We start from the raw sequence: 20,433 nt of genomic DNA, 5'->3' as shown, positions 1-20,433 counted from the left end.
CGCAGACAAGCCACAGATCAGCCGCTCTGCCTTACGGCGTGTCCCGCGATGGTGGCCGGACAAGGGCCTCGCAGCCAAGCCGCAAATCATCCGCTCTGCACCCGACGCATACCCGTTCGATCACCTATCAAAACGGATGCGAGTTACATCAAGACGGATACGAGTTACAACGCCGGCGACGCCCACCTGGTGGTGGGCGTAGTAGCTCTATTAGCCACTCTCAAACCTTGGCCACCAGCTTGATCACGCTGGAAAAATCCAGCGCACCGTTACCGGCCTGGCTGTTCATCGCGTACAGATTGCGTGCCAGCTCGCCGAGCGGAATCGACACGCCCGCCTGCACTGCGGATTCGGCGACCAGCCCCAGATCCTTGAGCATCAGATCGTTGCCGAAGCCGCCGCTGTAGCCGCGCGAAGCCGGTGCGTTGGGCAGCACGCCCGGCCAGGGATTGCAGACTTCGGTGGCCCAGCTGCGCCCGGTGCTGACCGCCATCATCTGCGACAGCACCGCCGGGTCCAGCCCTTGCGCGACGCCCAGCGCCAGCGCCTCGCCGGTGGCCGCCATGATCACGCCCAGCGCCATGTTGTTGCACAGTTTGGCGACCTGGCCGGCACCGTTGTCGCCGACGTGGAAGATGTTCTTGCCCATTGCCTGCAGCACTGGGCGGGCGCGCTCAAGCGTCTCGGCTGCACCGCCGACGATGAAGGTCAGCGTGCCGGCCGCCGCGCCCGCGGTACCGCCAGAAACCGGCGCGTCCAGCATTGCCAAGCCACGCGCCTGCGCCGCGGCGGCGACCTTGCGCGCGGTGACCGGCGCGATGGTGCTGCAGTCGATCACCAAGGCACCTGCGGGAATCTGCGCCAGAATGCCGGCCTCGCCGAAGTACAGGCCTTCGACATGGCGGCTGGCCGGCAGCATCGAGATCACGATCTCCGCATCGGCCAAGGTGTCGTGCGCCGAGCTGGCGGCGTGCGCGCCGGCGGCGGCGGCAGCGTCCCGCGCGGCAGGCACCAGATCGAAGACGCGTAGCTGGTGCCCGGCCTTGATCAGGTTGGCAGCCATCGGCCCGCCCATATTGCCCAGGCCGATAAAAGCGATCTTGCTCATGGTGTCGGTTTCCAGGTTAGAACGATCATCAATAGTTAGTGCGGTCATGGATTGGCGGCTGGCTCGCAAGGCGGCCATCGCAAACTTCGGGCTTGCCGGTGCCAATGCGAATGTTGCGATTCCCCCGCCGCGTGCGCGTTGCGCTAGCCATCAACCGCATTTGCCAGCCACTCAGCATTCACCGACTTCACGTGCAGCAAGATCGGCAAGCGGGTGCTCTGCGGCGGGCCAGGGCGATTGAAAGAATGCAGCAGCCCACTGCGTATCCGCTTCTTCCAGCGAGGCCGGTTGCCATTGCGGCTGGCGGTCCTTGTCGATCAGCAGCGCGCGGATGCCTTCGGCAAAGTCGCCATGTGCGGCGACGTGCAGCGCCGCCACGTATTCGGTGCGGAAGGTATCGGCCAGGGTGCTTGTGGCCGGATGACGTTGCAGCTCCCAGGCCAGTCGCGCGGAACTGGGCGCGCCAGCTGCGAGCGTTGCGCGTGCGGCTTGCAACCAGGCGTCTTCGCTTTGCAGTGCCAGGATCGCAGCGACCACCTCTTCCAGCGTGTCGCCCGCCACCAGTTGCTCGATCAAGGCCGCATGCACTTGCAAGGGGCCGGGCTCCAGAGCTTGCGCAATGCCGTGCAAAAACGCGCTGAGTTGGCCGCGGTCGTCCTGCACATTGTCCGTCCAGGCGTGCGCGCTCAAAGCATCCAGCACGGCGGCATATTGCGCGTGCTCCAGACGCACATCCGCCAGACCCGCGTAGATAGCGTCGCTCGCATCCAACGGAGCGCCCGTCAATGCCAGAAACAATCCGGCGCCGTGCAGCACGCGGCGCAACAACCAGCTGCCACCGACATCGGGAAACAAGCCGACGCTGATCTCGGGCATCGCCAGACGCGAGCGCTCGGTGACCACGCGATGGCTGGCGCCGGACATCAGGCCGATGCCGCCACCCATGACAATACCGTGGCCCCAACACAGCAGCGGCTTGGGATAGGTATGGATGCGATGGTCGAGCCGATATTCTTCTTCGAAGAACGCTGCAGCATATCCATTGCCTTGCGGTTGCGCGACGCGTTCCTGCGCATCCGGCACCGCCTCGCGATGCGCGCGCATGCTCTGGTACAGACCATGCAGATCACCGCCCGCGCAGAACGCTTTCTCGCCGGCACCACGCAACACCACGCAGGCGATCTGCGCATCGTCGGCCCAGACGCGCAGCTGCGCATCCAGCAGGCGCGTCATCTGCAACGACAGGCCGTTGAGCGTCTTGGGCGAATTCAAGGTGGCGATGCCGATGCGATGCCCGTCCGCGCAATCGCGTTGCTCGAACAGCACCGGTGCCTCTTCAGTTGCGTTGACATCCACCATCAGCCGTTGCTCCACTGCGGCGCGCGCTTCTCGAGGAATGCCGCGACGCCCTCGGCCTGATCGGCTTGCTCGAACAGATCGACAAAGGCTTCGCGCTCGGCAACCAAGGCCGCAGCGTGCGTGCCATGGCGGGTGGATTGCACCAGGCGTTTGCAGGCCGCCACGCTCACCGGGCTCTGCTTGCCGGCACGCTGCGCCCATGCAACTGCCAGCGCGCGCGACTCGCCCTTGCCCACCACCTCTTCCACCAGGTCGATCCGGTGCGCGGTGGCGGCATCGATACGCTCGCCCAGCAGGATCATGCGCTTGGCCCAGCCCTCGCCGACCAGGCGCGGCAGGTTCTGGGTGCCACCCGCGCACGGCAGCAAACCGACGCTGGCTTCCGGCAGCGCCAGATGCGCCTGCTGCTCGGCAATGCGCAGGTCGCAGGCCAGCGCGCACTCCAGACCACCGCCCATGGCATAGCCGTTGATGGCGGCAATCGACATGCCACGGAAGGCGCTCAAGGCCTCGAACGCTTCGCCGAAGCGACGCGCGGCCTCGCGTGCAGCGGCCTTGTCGCCATCGGCAAATTGCTTGAGGTCGGCCCCGGCGCTGAAGAACTTTTCGCCCTCGCCGGTGATCACCAGCGCATACACGCTGCGGTCGGCATCCAATGCATGCACCAGGTCGCGCAAGGCGGCCAGACTCTGCACGGTCCAGGTATTGGCCGGCGGGTTGCTCAACGTGACGATGGCGACATGCCCATCGCGCTCGACCTGCAGGCCGGTATGCGCGCGCCCTTCCCAATCGCTCATCGCAGTTCCTCCTCGCCGTTGAGCAGGTGCCGCGCAATGATCATGCGCATCACTTCGTTGGTGCCCTCAAGGATGCGATGCACGCGGCTGTCGCGCAGCAGGCGTTCGATCGGGTACTCGCGGATATAGCCGTAACCGCCGTGGATCTGCAGTGCGTCGTCGCAGATCGCAAAGCCGGCGTCGGTGGCGAAGCGCTTGGCCATGGCGCACCACACGGTGGCATCGTGGCTGCCGGCATCGAGCTTGCGTGCGGCGGTGTGCACCATCTGCCGCGCGGCCACCAGTTGGGTGGCCATATCGGCCAGCTTGAATTGCAGCGCCTGGAAATCGGCCAACTTTTTGCCGAACTGGCGGCGCTCGCCCATGTAACGCCGCGCCGCATCCAGTGCGCCCTGCGCCGCCCCCAGCGAACACGCCGCGATGTTGATGCGGCCGCCATCCAGCGCCTTCATCGCCATCTTGAAGCCCTCGCCTTCCTTGCCGAGCAGATTGCCGGCCGGGATGCGTACATCGGTAAAGGTCACCCCGCGCGTGGGCTGGCTGTTCCAGCCCATCTTTTCTTCCTTGCGGCCGTAGCTGATGCCGGGCGCGTCGGCCGGCACCACGAAGGCGCTGATGCCGCGTGCGCCATCGTCGCCGGTGCGGGCCATCACCACCAGCACATCGGTGGCGCCGGCGCCGGAAATGAAGGCCTTGCTGCCGTTGAGCACATACGCGTCGCCATCGCGCTGGGCGCGGGTTTTCAACGATGCCGCGTCCGAGCCGGCACCTGGCTCGGTCAGGCAATACGAGCCCAGCTTGGCACCGCTGGTCATCGCCTCGCCCCACTGCGCGCGCACCGTGTCATTGCCATAGCTGGCAATCAGCCAGGTGGCCATGTTGTGGATGCTGATGAAGGCCGAGGTGGACGGATCGACCGTGGCGAGCTCTTCGAACACCACTGCTGCATCGAGCCGGCGCATGCCCAGGCCGCCCACGCCTTCGTCGGTGTACAGGCCGCAGAAACCGAGCTCGGCGGCCTTGGCGATCGCCTCGCGCGGGAAGTGACTTTCTGCGTCCCATTGCGCGGCATGTGGGGCGAGTTCCTTGTCGGCGAAGTCGCGCGCGGCGGCGCGGAAGGCCTCCTGCTCGTCGTTCAAATCGGCCGCGTTGGGGTGTAGCTGGATGGCTGCATTCATGGCGATCGGATCACTTGAGAGAGATGGTGGTGTTGACGCCGTGGCCCAGCGTTTCGTCGTCGAACCAGCGCGCGGTGACGGTCTTGGTCTGGGTGTAGAACATCACCACCTGCTTGCCGTACGGGCCCAGGTCGCCGAGCTTGGAGGCACGCGAGCCGGTGAACGAAAACAGCGGTACCGGCACCGGAATCGGCACATTGATGCCGACCTGGCCCACATCGATGTCTTCCTGGAAACGGCGCGCAGCAGCACCGGACTGGGTGAACAACGCGGTGCCGTTGCCGTTGGGATTGGCGTTGACCAAGGCGATGGCGTCATCCAGCGTGGCCGCTGACAGAATCACCAGCACGGGCCCGAAGATTTCTTCGTCGTAGATGCGCATGCCCGGGGTGACGCCGGAGAAGATCGTCGGGCCGACAAAGTTACCTTGCTCAAAGCCCGGTACGTGCGGTGCGCGACCATCCAGTTCCAGCGTGGCGCCCTGCTCCACGCCGGAGGCGATCAGGCTCTCCACACGCTCGCGTGCGGCGCAGGAAATCAGCGGGCCGACGTCGGTGCCCTGCGCACTGCCCGCACCCAGCTTCAAGGTCTTGGCCTTGGCAACTAGTGCCGGAATCCATTGTTGCGCCTCGCCCACCAGCACCAGCGTGGATGCCGCCATGCAACGCTGGCCGGCGGCACCAAAGGCGGCACCAACCATCGCGTTGAGGGTCTGTTCCTGGTTGGCGTCCGGCAGCACCACGGCATGATTCTTGGCGCCCATCATGCATTGCACGCGCTTGCCGGCCAGCGATGCGCGGCGATAGACGTGCGTGCCCACCTTGGTGGAGCCGACGAACGACAGCGCCTTGATCTCGGGGTGGTCGCACAGTGCGTTGACTACCTCTTCGCCGCCGTGCACCACGTTGAGCACGCCCTTGGGAATGCCTGCTTCCAGCGCGAGCTCCACCAGGCGCATGGTGACCATCGGGTCCTGCTCGGAGGGCTTGAGCACGAAGGTGTTGCCGGTGGCGATGGCCATCGGAAACATCCACAGCGGGATCATCGCCGGGAAGTTGAACGGGGTAATGCCTGCGCACACGCCCAGCGGCTGCAGCAGGCTGTAGGTGTCCACGCCGTTGGCGACGTTATTGGCCAGCTCGCCCAGCTGCAGATTGCCGATCGCCGCGGCGTGTTCCACCACCTCCAGCCCGCGGAACACATCGCCTTCGGCATCGGCCAGGGTCTTGCCCTGCTCGGCACTGAGCAGCGCGGCCAGCTCGGGCATGTGCTCGCGGATCAGTTGCTGGTACTTGAGGAAGACACGCGCGCGGGTGCCGATGGGCGTCTTGCGCCAGCTGACGAAAGCACGGCTGGCGGCGGCCACTGCGGCGTCGACTTCGGCCGTGGTGGCGAACGGCACCTGCGCCAGCACCGACTGGTCGGCCGGGTTGACCACGTCCTGCCAGTGCGAACTGTCGGAAACCACAAATTCGCCATCGATCAACAGGGACACGCGGGGGACGGATTCGCTCATTGCAGGTTCGCTCGCGGAAGGGTCGATACAGATGCTTCGCATTGTTCGCACCCCTCGCCGGCATTCCCAGCCGCCAATTGCTTAATCGCGCTAAGCTGGCGGCACAATTTTGCGAATCTTGCGAATGCCACACACGCAGCCACTTCTGCGCCACCAACTCGGCCTGCGCCTGCAGCGGCTGCGCCAGCGCCATGGCCTGACCCAGGCCGAACTGGCGCGCCGGCTGGCGTTGTCGCCGAGCTATCTCAACCAGATCGAGCGCAACCAGCGCCCGTTGACGCTGGCGATCCAGCAGCGGCTCAAGGCCACCCTGGGCGACCTGGAAGGCCTGCTTGACCTGGACGACCCCGCCGCGCTGGTGGAACCCTTGGACGAATCGCTGCGCAGCCTGGGCCACAGCCTGTCGGCGGCCGAGCTGCGCGTGCTCACCGGCAATCTGCCGCAGGTGGCGCAGGCACTGCTGGATCTGCACCGCGCCCATCGGCACCTGCTCGAGCGCAATGCCGCACTGGAACTGCAGATCGGCGCCGACCATGCCGCACTGCCGTCGCTGTCGCCCGGCGAGCAGGTGCGCGATTACTTCAATCGCGCGCACAACTACCTGCCCGAACTGGATGAGCGCGCCGAAGCGCTGTATGCCGAACTCGGGCTGACCCCGGACAACCTTGCGCTGCGGCTGCGCCAACGCCTGGCCGATCGCCATGGCTTGTTGGTGCAGGACGCCACCGACCTGCTCAGCGACAAGCGGAGCGTGGATGCGCAGGCACGCGTGCTGTGGCTGCCTGCGCATCTGCGCCCGGGCCAGCAGGCATTTCAGATGGCGGCGCAATTGGCGTTGCTGGAGTGTGCGCCGCTGCTGGAGGCGCGCATCGCCGATGCCGGATTCGAAGATGCCGAGCGCATCGCGTTGTCGCGCATTGGTTTGTCGAACTATTTCGCCGGCGCCCTGGTGATGCCGTATGGCGAATTTCTGCACAGCGCGCAGACCTGCCGCTACGACATCGAATGGCTGGCCGATCGTTTCGATGTGGGCTTCGAGGCGGTCTGCCACCGGCTCAGCACCTTGCAGCGGCGCGGTGCAGCCGGCTTGCCGATCTTCTTCATGCGGGTGGACCGCGCCGGCAATGTGTCCAAACGTCACTCGGCCACCGACTTCCACTTCTCGCATGTCGGCGGCGCCTGCCCGTTGTGGATCGTCTACGAAGCCTTCAATCAGCCCGACCGCATCCTGACCCAGATCGCGCGCATGCCCGATGGCCGGCGCTATTTCTGGCTTGCGCGGCAGGTCAGCAGTGGCGCGCCCGGTTACGGCCGCCCGCGCAAGACCTTTGCATTAGCGATGGGCTGCGACCTGCGCCATGCCGATCAACTGGTGTATGCGCGCGGCTGGGACCTGAATGCGGTGGACGACGCGGTGCCGATCGGCCCGGGCTGCCTGACCTGCGAGCGCAGCGACTGCGTGCAGCGTGCCTTCCCGGCATTGCCTCGATTGCCTGCCAGCGCGCGCTAGGCAGCAAACAAGGCTGCGCATGCGCTCCAATGCAACCTTTGGTGACCATGTCGCCACTTAAGCCGCAACTGTGACGGGCCATTCGCTATCGCTGCACTGCAGCATTCCAACGTGAGATAGCTCACGCAAAATGCTTCATTGGAATGGAATGGCTTGCGCTTCTACCCTGAAGCGGACACATGCAGGACAGAGGAACGCCAACGCGATCGCTCGATGAGCGTTGCAGCGTCACGCAAACGAACCGTGCTTCACACCGCAATACCGCACTACCTCAGTCATGCCCGCGCGGATGCGCCAGAAGCGCCACTGCGCCAGACGGCCGCAGCAACGGCCACCATCTCCATTCGGTAACTTTGTCCTGGGAGGGATCAAACGATGCCCGTTCACCACACCGGCCACTCGGCCAGCCGGCGCCTGCGCCGCACCCCTGCGCGCGACGTCCTCTGCACCACCATCGCCTTCGTTCTGGCCAGCGCGTTCAGTGCGCACGCACAGGACAGCGCGGCTGCGCCTTCCGCAGCGCAGGCCAGCGACAGCACCACCGCCGCGCCGCCACCGGTCACACTCGACAACATCACCGTGATCGGCCAGCGCGCCAGCCTGAATCAGGCAGTGCAAGCCAAGCAGATGTCCGATCACGTCATGGAAGTGATCTCGGCCGACAACATGGGCCAGATGCCCAATGTCACCGTGGCTGAAGCGCTGGTGCGCCTGCCCGGCGTCAATGGCACCCGTGACCGCGGCAACGAGAGCCTGGCCACCGTGCGCGGCCTGGGCCCGCGCATGACCATGGGCACCGTCAACGGGCGCGAAATCGCCTCCTCCGAGCCCAATCGCGCGGTGCGCTGGGAAGTGTTTCCCACCGAGATCGTCTCCACCGTCAAGGTCTACAAGACCCAGTCGGCGGATCTGGTGGCCGGTGGCCTGGCCGCAACGGTGGACATCTCCACCATCAGCCCACTGGACTACACCGGCCCGGGCTTTGTCGGCACCGCCGGCCCGGTGTTCTACGACCACGCCAAGGACGTGGACGGCTACACCCCGTGGGGCAACCGCTTCGGCGCCAGCTGGGTGCACAAGATCAACGACAACCTGGCAGTTGCGCTCGGCGCCACCTATCAGAAGCAGAAGAACTCCAACTCCTCGATCGGTAGCTGGGGCTACACCGATGCCACCACCTCGCGCGATGTGGATGGCGACGGCACCGTGGACCCCACGCCATTCGGCGCGGCCGACCAGCTCAAGCTGACCGACCAGACCCGCACCGGTGCAATGGGCACGGTGCAATGGCGCTCGGGCAACTTCGAGTTGAAGTTCGACGGCCTGTATTCGCGGATCGAAATCGACGAAGACCAGTTGCAGAACTGGTTCAACGGCCTGGCCTACAGCACGTTCTCCACCGGTGCCAATCCGTACACCACGCCTGGCTCGTCCTACACCATCGTCGATGGCGATGTGGTCGCCGGTACGCTGGCCAATTCGAACCTGCAGGTCGACCATGTGGTCAGCCACTACAACGAGGTCAAGACGCTCACCGCCGGTGGTTTGAACGCCAAGTGGAACGGCGATGTGTGGACGCTGGGCAGCGACCTGTCGTTCTCGCAGGCCAAGCGCGACAACACCTGGCAGGCGGTGCGCTTCGGCAGCAACCCGGACACCGTCTCGTTCGATTTCCGCCGCAGCGTCACCCCCACCATCAGCACCAGCTCGGACACGCCCGAATACGGCATCGCCGGCCAGACCGAGCCGCAGGCGCTGCGCGACAAGATTGCCGCACTCGCGCTCAACGCCAGCCGCGCGGTCGATGCCGGCCCGTTCACCTCGCTGGAATTCGGCGCACGCGCCGCGCGTCGCGAAAAGCAGAACCGCCGCTTCATCAGCAATCAATCCGGCTACGACCAACCGATTTCGGCGTATCAGGGCCTGATCTATCCGGTCACCATGCCGGACTTGAACGTGCCCACGCTGACCGGCGGCAACATGGACGCCATCGCCGAGATCGGCTTCGGCGGCTTCGATCCGAGCACGCTCGACGAACAACTGCTCGACCACTGGAACGTCAAGGAAGACGTGCGCGAAGCCTTCGCCAAAGCGGTGTTCAGCTCGCAGGTGTTCGGCACCGATGTCACCGGCAATATCGGCGTGCGCCTGGTCAACACCAAGACCACCAGCGACGGCTTCGATTCGGTCGGCAACACCGTGCAGGCCAGCACCGACAGCAAGGAATACACCGACGTCCTGCCCAGCGCCACCGTCAACTTCCTGATCGACGATCAACGCATCCTGCGCTTTGCGGTGGCCAAGGTCATCGCGCGTCCGCCGCTGGACGAGCTGCGCACCGGACGTCGCCTGGACGACCCCAATGTCACCGTCGGCCAGCTCACCGGCAGCGGCGGCAACCCGCAGCTGGATCCGTTCAAGGCCACCCAGGTCGATGTGTCGTATGAGTGGTACTTCCACAAGGAAGCGCTGGCGGCGATTGCGGTCTACCGCAAGGAAGTGGATTCCAGCATCGGCTACCGCACCGACCGTGAAGTGATCAATGGCCTGGATTACCTGGTCAGCGCACCGTTCAATGGCGGCGGCGGGCATATCAACGGTGTGGAGCTCACCTTCCAGACGCCGTTCTACTTCATCCCGCACATGGAAAACTTCGGCGTCTATTCCAACTTCTCGCTGGTCGATTCCGACCTCAAGGAATTCTCGCCGGTCGACAACCCGTTGCCGCTGAGCGGCCTGGCGCGCAAGACCGGCACCTTCGATCTGTGGTACAGCAACGGCAGTTTCGAAGCGCGTGTGGGTTACAAGTACCACAGCCCCTACACCGTGGTGTACGGCTGGAATGCGGCGCGTCTTGCACGTCTGCAAAGCGAAGGCACGGTGGATCTGAGCCTGAACTGGCAGTACAGCAAACAGCTCAGCTTCCGCTTCCAGGCCGGCAATCTCACCAACGAACCGCTGCGCGCCTACACCGACAACAAGCCCAACCGCCTGGCCAATCAGGACGACGGTGGCTACCAGGTGTTCGGCCGTCGCTATGCGCTGGAAGCCAGCTACAAGTTCTAAGCGCAGCTGACACCCCTGCTGCGCGACTGCGACACCGGTGCGGTTGGTGCGTGGAATCGGATCTGTCATCGACGTTCCGATTCCACGCACCAACCGCACGACAGCACCGCTGCGTGCGGCATGCTGTCACCCGCTCCACGTTTTCTGTCGAGGAATTGCATGCGCTCTACACGCCGTCTCTGGACGCCCGCGCTACTGGCGCTGGCCATCTCCACCTTCGCACACGCCGCCCCGGCCCCCGCCACGTTGTATCTCGGTGCGGACCTGTCCTACGTCAACGAGATGGAAGAGTGCGGTGTGCAATACCGCGAGAACGGCGTGGTCAAAGACCCGTTCGAACTCTTCCACGCGCACGGTGCCAATCTGGTGCGTGTGCGGTTGTGGAACGACGCACGCTGGACCCGCTACAGCGACCTGTCCGATGTCAAGAAGACCATCGCACGTGCACGCGCGCAAGGCATGCAGGTCTTGCTGGACCTGCACTATTCCGACGATTGGGCCGATGGCGAAAAACAGCTGATTCCCAAGGCCTGGGCCAGCATCACCGACACCGATGAGCTGGCGCGCACGTTGTATGGCTTCACCTACGACACGCTGAGCGCGCTCGACCGTGCCGGCCTGATGCCGGAACTGGTGCAGGTGGGCAACGAAAGCAATTCCGATCTGATGGACAGCATTCCCTGGGACAAGAAGCGCCCCATCGACTGGCAACGCAACGCCAAACTGTTCAATGCCGGCATCAAGGCCGTGCGCGATATCAGCGCACGCTCCAGCATCAAGCCACGGGTGATGCTGCATATCGCCCAGCCGGAGAATGTGGAACCGTGGTTTGCCGCCGCCACCAAGGCCGGCGTTACCGACTACGACCTGATCGGCATCAGCTACTACCGCAAATGGTCGACCCAATCGATGGCCGAGCTGGGCAAGACCATCAAGCGCCTGCGCGGCCGCTACGACGCCGATGTGGTGGTGGTGGAAACCGCGTATCCGTGGACGCTGGAGTCCGGCGACACCTCGCACAATCTGCTCGGCGAAGACTCGCTGATTCCCGGCTACCCGGCCACACCGCAAGGCCAGTCCAAGTACATGATCGATCTCACCCAGCTGGTGATCGACACCGGCGGCGCCGGCGTGGTGTATTGGGAACCGGCATGGACCAGCAGCAGCTGCAAGACGCGCTGGGGCACCGGCTCGTCGTGGGAAAACGCCAGTTTCTTCGATTTCAAGCATGACAACGAGGTGTTGCCGGCGATCGATTTCATGCGCCACCCGTATACGGGCGTGCCTGCATCGCGCAAGCCAGCAACAGGCAACCCTGCTTCGACCAAACAAGACCAAGCTGCCGACGCCAGCAAGAGGACGCAGCCATGACCGGCATCAATCGCCGCGAGCTGCTGCGCGGCATGTTGGCAAGCGGCGTGAGCGCCGCTCTCCCCGTCGGCGCAGCCGGCGCATTAGTGCCCGCCATCGCCGGTGCAGCGCCAGCCGTAGGCAAGAACGCAACGCCGCTTGCCGCGCTCGGCGATGCAACGCTGGCACCGCGCGAACGGCTGCTATTCGACTTTGGCTGGCGCTTCCATCTCGGCCACGCCAGCGACCCATCGCGTGACTTCGAGTTCGGCACCTTCCAGCGCACCTTCGCCAAGGCTGGCAAGGACACCGCGACCGCCTCGCAACTGGCCTTCGACGACAGTGCCTGGGAACTGCTGGATCTGCCGCACGATTGGGCCGTTACCCTGCCCTTCCGGCAGGAACCCATCTCGGCCACCATCACCGAAGAAGACCCGGCCGCCGCGCACGGCTACAAACCGCTGGGCACGAGCTTTCCGGAACACAGCGTGGGTTGGTATCGCCGCACGCTGCAGATTCCCGCAAGCGATTTGGGCAAGCGCATCAGCCTGGTGTTCGACGGCGTGTTCCGCGATTGCATCGTGTTCTGCAACGGCCACATCGTCGGGCGCAATGCCAGCGGCTATTGCGGCTTCGAGGTCGACCTCAGCGAAGTGATCGACTACGGCAAGCCCAACCTCATCGCCGTGCGCGTAGATGCCACGCTGGGCGAAGGCTGGTTCTACGAAGGTGCCGGCATCTATCGGCATCTGTGGCTGCAAAAGACCGACCTGCTGCATCTGCCGCAAGACGGCGTGTTCGTGCGCAGCACTGTACAAGGCGACAACGCAACCGCGCAGGTGTCCACCGAAGTCCGCAACGACGGCACCGCCCCGCGCCAGTGCAACGTGCAAGCGCGCGTGACAGCACCGGATGGGCGCGTCGTCGCACAGGCGGTCAGTGCAGCGGTCACCATTGCAGTGGGCCAGGTGCAGGTTGTCGAACAGACACTTCCGCTGGGCCAGACCGCGCTATGGTCGATCGATACCCCGCAGCTCTACAGCCTCACCACCAGCGTGCACAGCGACGGCAACGCGGTCGATGCGGTGGTCACGCCGTTCGGTGTGCGCACGGCTGTCTTCGATGCGCAGCGCGGTTTCCTGTTGAACGGCACGCCGCTCAAGCTGCACGGCACCAACAACCACCAGGATCACGCCGGCGTCGGCACCGCCATCCCGGACAGCCTGCACGAGTGGCGCCTGCGCCAACTCAAGTCGATGGGCTGCAACGCCTATCGCAGCTCGCACAATCCAGCCACGCCTGAACTGCTCGCGCTATGCGATCGCCTGGGCATGTTCGTGATCGAAGAGACCCGGCGCATGTCCACCGACCCGGAAGCCATGGGCGAACTGGAGACAATGGTGCGGCGCGGGCGTAATCATCCCAGCGTGATCCTGTGGTCGCTCGGCAACGAAGAGCCGCAACAGGTCACCGAGCGCGGCGCACGTATCGTGAGCCGCATGCAGCAACGCGTGCGTCAACTCGACCCCACCCGCCCCACCACTTTTGCCATGGACAAGGGCTTTGGCGATGGCGTCGGTCAAGTGGTCGATGTAGTCGGTTTCAACTACCGCACCAGCCAGATGGACGGCTTCCACGCGCAATACCCCAACATCCCCATCTACGGCAGCGAAACCGGCAGCACCGTGTCGGTGCGCGGCAACTATCAGCGCGACGATGCACGCGGCTATACCCGCGCCTACGACCTGGACCACCCGTGGTGGGCGAGCACTGCCGAAGCCTGGTGGAGCTATGTCGCACAACGTCCGTACATCGCCGGCGGCTTTATCTGGACCGGCTTCGATTACCGCGGCGAACCCACACCGTATAACCGTTGGCCGAATGTCGCCTCGCAGTTCGGCGTGCTCGACAGCTGCGGCTTTCCCAAGGACAACTACTGGTACTACCGCGCGCAATGGACCAGCGAACCGGTGCTGCATCTGTTCCCGCACTGGAACTGGGACGGCCTGCTGCAGCCCGACGACAAGGGCCGCGTCGCCGTGTGGTGCCATACCAATCTCGACGCGGTGGAACTGCTGGTCAACGGCGTCAGCCAGGGCCTGCAACAGGTGCCGGCCTACGGGCATGTGGAATGGCGCGTGGCTTATGCGCCGGGCGTGATCGAAGCGCGCGGCTATCGCGGCGGCAAGCTGGTGCTCACCGAACGCCGCGAGACAGTCGGCAAACCGGCTGCGATCCGCTTGAGTTGCGATCGCAACGCATTGCGCGCCGATGCCGAAGATGTGGCCGTGGTGAAGGTAGAGATTGTGGATGCACAGGGCCGCATCGTTCCCACCGCCGACACGCACGTGCAGTTCGCGGTACGCGGCGCAGGCAACCTGATCGGCGTCGGCAACGGCGACCCCAGTAGCCATGAGGACGACAAGGCACCGCAGCGCAAAGCGTTCAATGGCTTGTGCATGGCGTTGCTACAGGCAATTAAAAAGCCCGGCGACATCATCTTGCAAGCGACTGCGCAGGGCCTGACGCCAGCGACCCTGCGCGTGACTGCCCAAGCGACCAAACCACGCGCAGCAGTCATCTGACGCAACTCGCCCCGTTGGTCACGGGGCGAGGCTGGCTCAGTCCTTACTCGGCGAGCTCGCGCATGACCTTGATCAGGTCGGACTTGCCTTCGAAACCGATGCCCGGCAATTCCGGCATCACGATGTGCCCGTCTTGAACTGTTACGCCATCCGGAAACCCGCCATACGGCTGAAACAGATCCGGGTAACTCTCGTTGCCGCCCAAGCCCAACCCTGCGGCAATGTTGAGCGACATCTGATGACCACCGTGCGGGATGCAACGCGCGGGCGACCAGCCGAATTGTTCGAGCACCTCCAGCGTGCGGAGATACTCCACCAGGCCGTAAGACAGCGCGCAGTCGAACTGCAGATAATCGCGATCAGGGCGCATGCCGCCGTAGCGCAGCAAGTTGCGTGCATCCTGGTGCGAGAACAGGTTTTCGCCCGTCGCCATCGGCCCTGGATAAAATTCGCTCAGGCTGGCTTGTAGCGCGTAGTCGAGCGGATCACCGACTTCTTCGTACCAGAACAGCGGGTAGTCGCGCAGCATCTTGGCGTAGGCGATGCCGGTCTCCAGATCGAAGCGGCCGTTCGCATCGACCGCCAGACGGGCATGGCTACCAATTTCCTCAAGCACCGACTCGATCCGGCCGCGGTCCTCGTCGATGGAGGCGCCACCGATCTTCATCTTGACCACGTTGTAACCGCGATCCAGATAGCCACGCATCTCTTTGCGCAGGGCGCTGTTGTCCTTGCCCGGGTAATAGTAGCCACCGGCTGCATAGACAAAGACGCGGGGATTAGCTTGCCGGCCTTTCATCTGCGCCAGATAACGAAATAGCGGCATGCCGGCAATCTTGGCGGTGGCATCCCAGACCGCCATATCCAGCGTGCCCACCGCCACAGAGCGCTCACCATGACCGCCCGGCTTTTCGTTGGACATCATCGCCTTCCAGACCCTGGAGGGATCCAGATTGTCGCCGGCGTCGTTGCACAACGCAGCGCTCTCGGCTTCCAGAATGCGATCGCGAAACCGCTCGCGTATCAGTCCGCCCTGTCCATAGCGCCCATTGGAGTTGAAGCCGTAGCCGACGACCCGACGGCCGTCGCGCACCTGATCGGTGACCACCGCCACCAGACTGGCGGTCATCTTGGAAAAGTCGATGTAGGCGTTACGGATCGGCGAGGAGATCGGCTTGGTGATTTCGACGACATCGATGATACGCATTGGGTAGTCTCCCGCGAGGTGTGGTGAGTTATGAATCGGTTGAAGAGGCCGCGACAGGCATTGGCTCGCCCGCCTGTTGACGACGAATGATTTCCTGGGTCTTGGAGATATCCAGCGCGCCATCCCACTTGGCGATCGCAAGGGTGGCAACACTGTTACCGATCAGATTGACCACCGCCCTGGCCTCATTCATGAAGCGATCGACGCCCAGCAAAAGCACCAGCCCTGCAACAGGCAGCGTGTCGATGGTGGAAAGCGTTGCGGCCAACGCGACAAAACCCGCGCCAGCAACGCCAGCGGATCCTTTCGAGGTCAGTAGCAACACCCCAAGCAGTACGATTTGTTGATAGACCGGTAGCGGTGTATTGGTCGCTTGCGCGACGAAAATGGCCGCCATGGTCAGATAGATACAGGTGCCGTCCGCATTGAAGGTGTATCCCGTTGGCAGAACCAGGCCAACCGTCGATTTGCGCACGCCGGCCAGTTCGAGCTTCATCATCATGCGCGGCAGAACGGCTTCGGTCGAACAGGTTCCGAACGTGACAAGCAGTTCGTCCTTGATGAAGCGGAGAAGGCGCAGCAGCGGAAAGCCGGTCCACCGTGCGATCGCTCCCAACACCACGAAAACGAACAGTGCCGAGGTCACGTAGACGGCCAACATCAAATGCCCAAGCGACCACAGGGTGGCCAGGCCATACTTGCCGATCGTGAAAGCAATGCCTGCACCGGCACCCAGCGGCGCGAGCCGCATCACCATGTTGATCATCTTGAACAGCGCCTGCAGCCCGTTATCGATGAGATCGACCAGCGGCTTGCCACGCTCGCCCAGCTGCAACAGCCCCACTGCAAACAACACCGACACCAGAATGACCTGCAGCATGTTGCCCTTGGCAAAGGCATCCACCAACGTGGTGGGAATGATGTTCAACACAAAATCCACCATGCCCGCGTCGTCTTTTGCACGATCGACATACTGGCCAATCGCGCTGCTGTCGATCGATGCGGCATCGATGTTCATGCCATCGCCCGGCCGGATGATGTTCCCCACCACAAGACCGATCGCCAGCGCCAGTGTCGAGACGACCTCGAAGTAAATCAGCGCCTTGATGCCGGTTTTTCCGACCTCTCTGACGCTTCCCATCTTGGCGATCCCGACCACGACCGTTCCAAAGATGATGGGGGCCAACAGCATCTTGATCAGCTTGATGAAACCCTCTGCAGCAGGCTGCATGACCACACCCAGATGCGGCCAGACATAGCCCACCAGGCCACCAATGACGATGGCGATCAAGACCTGCACATAGAGTTGGCTCAACGCCCCTCTCATGCCACTTCTTTTCTGCATGATCGCCCGCTCCCGTCGACATGCGAATTCACCGGAATTGCCGCTTGCTGGACGACCTGCGTGTCGAGGCGTTGCAAGCTCGAGTCAGAGCGTAAGGGGCACTCCCCAAGCGCTGCCAATGCCTTTTTTATGCGCTTGATGCACAATCGGCATCATGGAACTGACATGGCTCGAAGACTGCCTGGCGTTGGCTGACACCCTCAATTTTTCGCGCGCGGCACAGCGTCGCTTCGTCACCCAGCCGGCCTTCAGTCGGCGCATTCATGCCCTCGAAGAATGGTTGGGCACGCCGCTGTTTACGCGTTCGCGCAAAGAGGTGCTGATGACGCCGGCTGGAGAAGCCTTCGTTCGCAAAGCATCCGGATTGGCCGCGGCGATTTACGCCGCGCGGCAAGAAGCGCTTGAGGTGGCCGGACAACAACGGCCTGCGTTGGCATTCCTTGCCACACATGTTCTCTCCTTCACCTTCTTTCCGGCCTTCGTAAGACGCATCGAATCAAATACCGGCATCGGCGCATTTCAGCTGGTCTCCGACACGCTCAGGGCGTGCGAAAAACTGATGCTGCAAGGGGCAGCACAATTCCTGCTGTGCCACCATCATCCGCGCATGCCGCTTGGGCTGGATCCCGAACACTTCGAGCGAGTTGCGGTGGGCAGCGATGTGCTGCAGCCCTTCAGTGCACCGAAGGAAAATGGCGAAGGCAGCCCGCGCTGGTCGCTCGCTTCCACCGATGCAATGCCCTTGCTGTCTTACAGCGCAGATTCCGGGCTGGGCCGCATCATCGCCGGGCATCCGGCGTTCAAGGACGTGGAAGCGCGCCTGACCCCTGCACTCACCTCCGATCTTGCCGCGACCTTGCTGGCCATGTGCCGCTCCGGTGGCGGGGTGGCCTGGCTGCCGCGCACGCTGGTGGAAGAGGACGTCGCCAAAGGGCGGCTCGTCCATGCAGCGCCCGGACACACGCAGTGGGATATCAGCATGGAGATCTGTCTGATACGGCACATCGGCAGCTTGTCCCAGCAAGCCGAAGACATGTGGGAAAAGCTCAAGCAGGGCAAGTTGGAGCATTAACACACGTGGCGCTGCACGCTTCCAGGCTGCAAGCCTAACGCCGTTATCCGCTTGCGGGGCGGCCCGGCGCTCCCGCGCACAACCCTTCCATGACCGTCTCCATCAGCCAGGTCAGGCGGGGCTGCCAGTTCTCGGTGGCGTCTATCTGCCAGATACCCGCAATGGCCAGGAAAAACTTGTCTGTGGTGATCCCCGGACGGATTGTTCCGGCCTTCTCGTTGGCATCGAGCAGCAGTTGCGCGGCAGCGATCACGGGCGCATAGCCTGCATTGCCCGCGCATTCTTTCGCGTTGGCGACTGTCCGCAGTGCATCCGCCAGACCCGCCTTGGTGATGGCGTATTCGGCCAGGCGGTTCATCCATTCGCGGAGTGCTTGCTCCGGCGGGAGCGTCTTCAGCAGCTGCTCGGCTAAACCGGTGACCTGCAGCATTTCGTGGCGATAGACCTCGATCACCAAGGCCTCCCGGGTCGGGAAGTGCCGGTAGAAAGTCCCCTGCCCGACACCCGCCTTCTTGGCAATTGCGCTCAGTGGAACATCGGCCGAGCGCACCAATTCCGCAAGCGCGACGGACAGAAGGCGCTCCCGGTTCTGCACTGCATCAGATCGCTTTGGCTTCTCCACACCCCAACCCTTTAATGAACTCGTTGACAAACGGACAATTGTCCGCCAATGTTTTGGGAAGCGGATGACTGTCCGTTTTGATTTTACCCCTTTCTGCAATCAGGAGACATCCGTGAAGAACAGCGGCAATACCATCCTCATCACCGGCTCGACCTCCGGCATCGGACTTGGGCTAGCACTCCGGCTCCAGCAGGCTGGAAACAGGGTCATCGTTTCCGGACGAAAGAAGCCGCTGCTGGATCAGATCACCGCCGAGCATCCGGGCCTTGATGCGATCGAAATCGATGTCGCAGACGCCGACTCTGTGGTGCAGGCCAGCCGCGTGGCGGCCGAGCGCTATCCCGGCTTGAATGTCGTGATCAACAATGCCGGCATCATGCCGAGCGAGAACGTCTTCAAGCCAGAGTCCTTGAAGGCAGCCGAAGAGGCGATCGCCATCAACCTGCTCGGCACCATCCGGATGACCTATGCATTCCTGCCGCAACTTGCCGCCAATACCGACAGCGTCATCATCAACGTCAGTTCCGCATTGGGCTTTGTGCCGTTCCCGGCCGCGATGAGCTACAGCGCCAGCAAGGCCGCCGTGCACTCCTTCACCGAAGGCTTGCGTGTGCAACTGGCCGACAGCAACGTGCAAGTCATCGAGCTGGTACCGCCGGGCGTTCGCACCAAGTTGTATGGCCAAGGCAACGACGAGCACGCCATGCCCCTGGACGAATTCCTCGACGAAGCACTGGCGCTTTTGCATGCAGAACCCACACCGAAGGAAATCGTCGTGGAACGTGCCAAATTCCTTCGCGATGCTGCCGCCAACGGCAGCTACGACGAGATGCTGGGAATGCTTTCTGCGGTCACGTTTTAAGACTGTGGCAGAACAGTCGAGTCGTCAGCACCGCGCTCCCGCTGTGCTGAGGACAGTGGCTCATCAACTCTAACGCGAGGCTGGGACGCAGATACCGCTTGTGCGCATCGGAGATCAGCGCGCCGCACTCACCGCGCGATTGCGCGCAACGATCGTCTCATGACTTGGCGGTGCGTCGCCGCCGAAGAACTCCGCCATCAAGGCGTCGCGATGACGCGGTGCATCGTCCTTTACTGCAGCCTTGAGCGCTGACGCCAATGCGGCAACCGAAAGCTCGGTGCAATACGCAGGAGTGCCTGGCTGCAGCCGCCAAGAATCTGCAAGATTCCCCGCATCGACCGAGTCGAACCCGGCATCGTCCAGCAGTTGCTGCGCGATCGCCTTGCCGGCCAGACTGTCGCCCGCCACCGGGATGGCAATCCGGTTTTCCGTGCCTGCAGGCTTGCCGCGCTCGGCCAGCGTCTTGGCGAGCACGGCATTGAATGCCTTGATGATGGGCCGGCCGACTTGCTCGCTCGACCAGACGCTTTCCAGCTTGCCGTCCTCGACTTCCGGGATCCGGGTGCCCAGCTGCGGGTAGTAGTTCGACGTATCGATCACCACCACCTCCGCAGGCACGGTGGAGAACAGGCCGGCAACCTCGGGAATCTTGGCAAACGGGATCGACAACACGATCACCTCCACGTCCTCGACCGCCGCTGCAGCGGTGACAGGCTCGGCGCCGATCTTTTCGGCCAATTCGCGAATGCTGTCGGGGCCTTTGGATGCAGCCAGTTTGACGATGTGCCCTGCCGCTACGAATTTGCGCGCCAACGTGCCACCGATGTTGCCTGCGCCAATGATGCCGATTTTCATG

Annotated in this window: 15 protein-coding genes; 6 read left to right on the top strand and 9 right to left on the bottom strand. The window is 63.6% G+C overall.

Translation table 11 applies throughout. The features are described 5' to 3' along the window. Positions 1-220 precede the first annotated feature (220 nt). From mmsB to NMB96_RS13075, 5 genes are all read right to left on the bottom strand, one after another. Positions 221-1,123, bottom strand: coding sequence for a 3-hydroxyisobutyrate dehydrogenase (mmsB, locus tag NMB96_RS13095; protein ID WP_255086969.1), 903 nt, complete (start codon positions 1,121-1,123; stop codon positions 221-223). Positions 1,124-1,279: 156 nt separating this feature from the next. After that, the gene (locus NMB96_RS13090) at positions 1,280-2,482 is read right to left on the bottom strand and encodes an enoyl-CoA hydratase/isomerase family protein (RefSeq protein ID WP_255085000.1); all 1,203 of its coding nucleotides are present in this window, start codon (positions 2,480-2,482) and stop codon (positions 1,280-1,282) included. Further along, positions 2,467-3,264, bottom strand: a complete 798-nt coding sequence (locus NMB96_RS13085) for an enoyl-CoA hydratase (protein WP_255084999.1) — start codon at positions 3,262-3,264, stop codon at positions 2,467-2,469. The genes NMB96_RS13090 and NMB96_RS13085 overlap by 16 nt, the downstream gene beginning before the upstream one ends. Beyond that, entirely contained in the window at positions 3,261-4,442 is a 1,182-nt protein-coding gene (locus NMB96_RS13080; RefSeq protein ID WP_023903234.1) for an acyl-CoA dehydrogenase family protein, read from the bottom strand. The genes NMB96_RS13085 and NMB96_RS13080 overlap by 4 nt, the downstream gene beginning before the upstream one ends. A 10-nt stretch (positions 4,443-4,452) precedes the next feature. Further along, positions 4,453-5,958 (bottom strand): CoA-acylating methylmalonate-semialdehyde dehydrogenase, encoded by a 1,506-nt coding sequence (locus NMB96_RS13075; protein ID WP_043889046.1) that lies wholly within the window; start codon positions 5,956-5,958, stop codon positions 4,453-4,455. Positions 5,959-6,082: 124 nt separating this feature from the next. On the opposite strand from NMB96_RS13075, the gene NMB96_RS13070 reads away from it, so the two are divergent. The 4 genes from NMB96_RS13070 (at position 6,083) to galA (ending at position 14,469) form a co-directional block, all read left to right on the top strand. Further along, a complete protein-coding gene (locus NMB96_RS13070; RefSeq protein ID WP_255084998.1) occupies positions 6,083-7,468 on the top strand; it encodes a helix-turn-helix domain-containing protein in 1,386 nt (461 codons plus the stop codon). Between the two features lie 375 nt (positions 7,469-7,843). Next, on the top strand, positions 7,844-10,534 hold the full coding sequence (locus NMB96_RS13065) for a TonB-dependent receptor (RefSeq protein ID WP_255084997.1): 2,691 nt from the start codon (positions 7,844-7,846) through the stop codon (positions 10,532-10,534). Between the two features lie 159 nt (positions 10,535-10,693). Next, positions 10,694-11,905 carry a glycoside hydrolase family 53 protein gene (locus tag NMB96_RS13060; protein ID WP_023903229.1) on the top strand — a complete coding sequence of 404 codons (1,212 nt, stop codon included), beginning with the start codon at positions 10,694-10,696 and terminating at the stop codon, positions 11,903-11,905. Continuing rightward, entirely contained in the window at positions 11,902-14,469 is a 2,568-nt protein-coding gene (gene galA / locus NMB96_RS13055; RefSeq protein WP_023903228.1) for a beta-galactosidase GalA, read from the top strand. The genes NMB96_RS13060 and galA overlap by 4 nt, the downstream gene beginning before the upstream one ends. Positions 14,470-14,512: 43 nt before the next feature. Here galA and NMB96_RS13050 read toward each other — a convergent pair whose 3' ends face one another. After that, a complete protein-coding gene (locus NMB96_RS13050) occupies positions 14,513-15,676 on the bottom strand; it encodes a mandelate racemase/muconate lactonizing enzyme family protein (RefSeq protein WP_183086840.1) in 1,164 nt (387 codons plus the stop codon). Positions 15,677-15,704: 28 nt separating this feature from the next. Further along, positions 15,705-17,003: a C4-dicarboxylate transporter DctA gene (gene dctA, locus NMB96_RS13045; protein WP_043889044.1), complete on the bottom strand. Its 1,299-nt coding sequence runs from the start codon at positions 17,001-17,003 to the stop codon at positions 15,705-15,707. A 172-nt stretch (positions 17,004-17,175) separates the two neighbouring features. Between dctA and NMB96_RS13040 the strand changes: the two genes are divergently transcribed. Continuing rightward, the gene (locus NMB96_RS13040) at positions 17,176-18,093 is read left to right on the top strand and encodes a LysR family transcriptional regulator (RefSeq protein ID WP_255084996.1); all 918 of its coding nucleotides are present in this window, start codon (positions 17,176-17,178) and stop codon (positions 18,091-18,093) included. Between the two features lie 43 nt (positions 18,094-18,136). On the opposite strand, the gene NMB96_RS13035 is transcribed toward NMB96_RS13040, so the two are convergent. Beyond that, positions 18,137-18,715 carry a TetR/AcrR family transcriptional regulator gene (locus NMB96_RS13035; protein ID WP_255084995.1) on the bottom strand — a complete coding sequence of 193 codons (579 nt, stop codon included), beginning with the start codon at positions 18,713-18,715 and terminating at the stop codon, positions 18,137-18,139. Positions 18,716-18,827: 112 nt separating this feature from the next. Between NMB96_RS13035 and NMB96_RS13030 the strand changes: the two genes are divergently transcribed. Then, entirely contained in the window at positions 18,828-19,577 is a 750-nt protein-coding gene (locus NMB96_RS13030; protein ID WP_255084994.1) for an SDR family oxidoreductase, read from the top strand. A gap of 114 nt (positions 19,578-19,691) precedes the next feature. Here NMB96_RS13030 and NMB96_RS13025 read toward each other — a convergent pair whose 3' ends face one another. Next, positions 19,692-20,432, bottom strand: a complete 741-nt coding sequence (locus NMB96_RS13025) for an NADPH-dependent F420 reductase (RefSeq protein ID WP_255084993.1) — start codon at positions 20,430-20,432, stop codon at positions 19,692-19,694. Between the last annotated feature and the right edge of the window lies 1 nt (position 20,433).

The organism is Xanthomonas hortorum, from assembly GCF_024339125.1.
Taxonomy (GTDB): Bacteria; Pseudomonadota; Gammaproteobacteria; order Xanthomonadales; family Xanthomonadaceae; genus Xanthomonas; species Xanthomonas hortorum.
The sequence above is the reverse complement of the archived record's forward strand: the minus strand, read 5'-3'. Positions and strand labels throughout refer to the sequence as shown.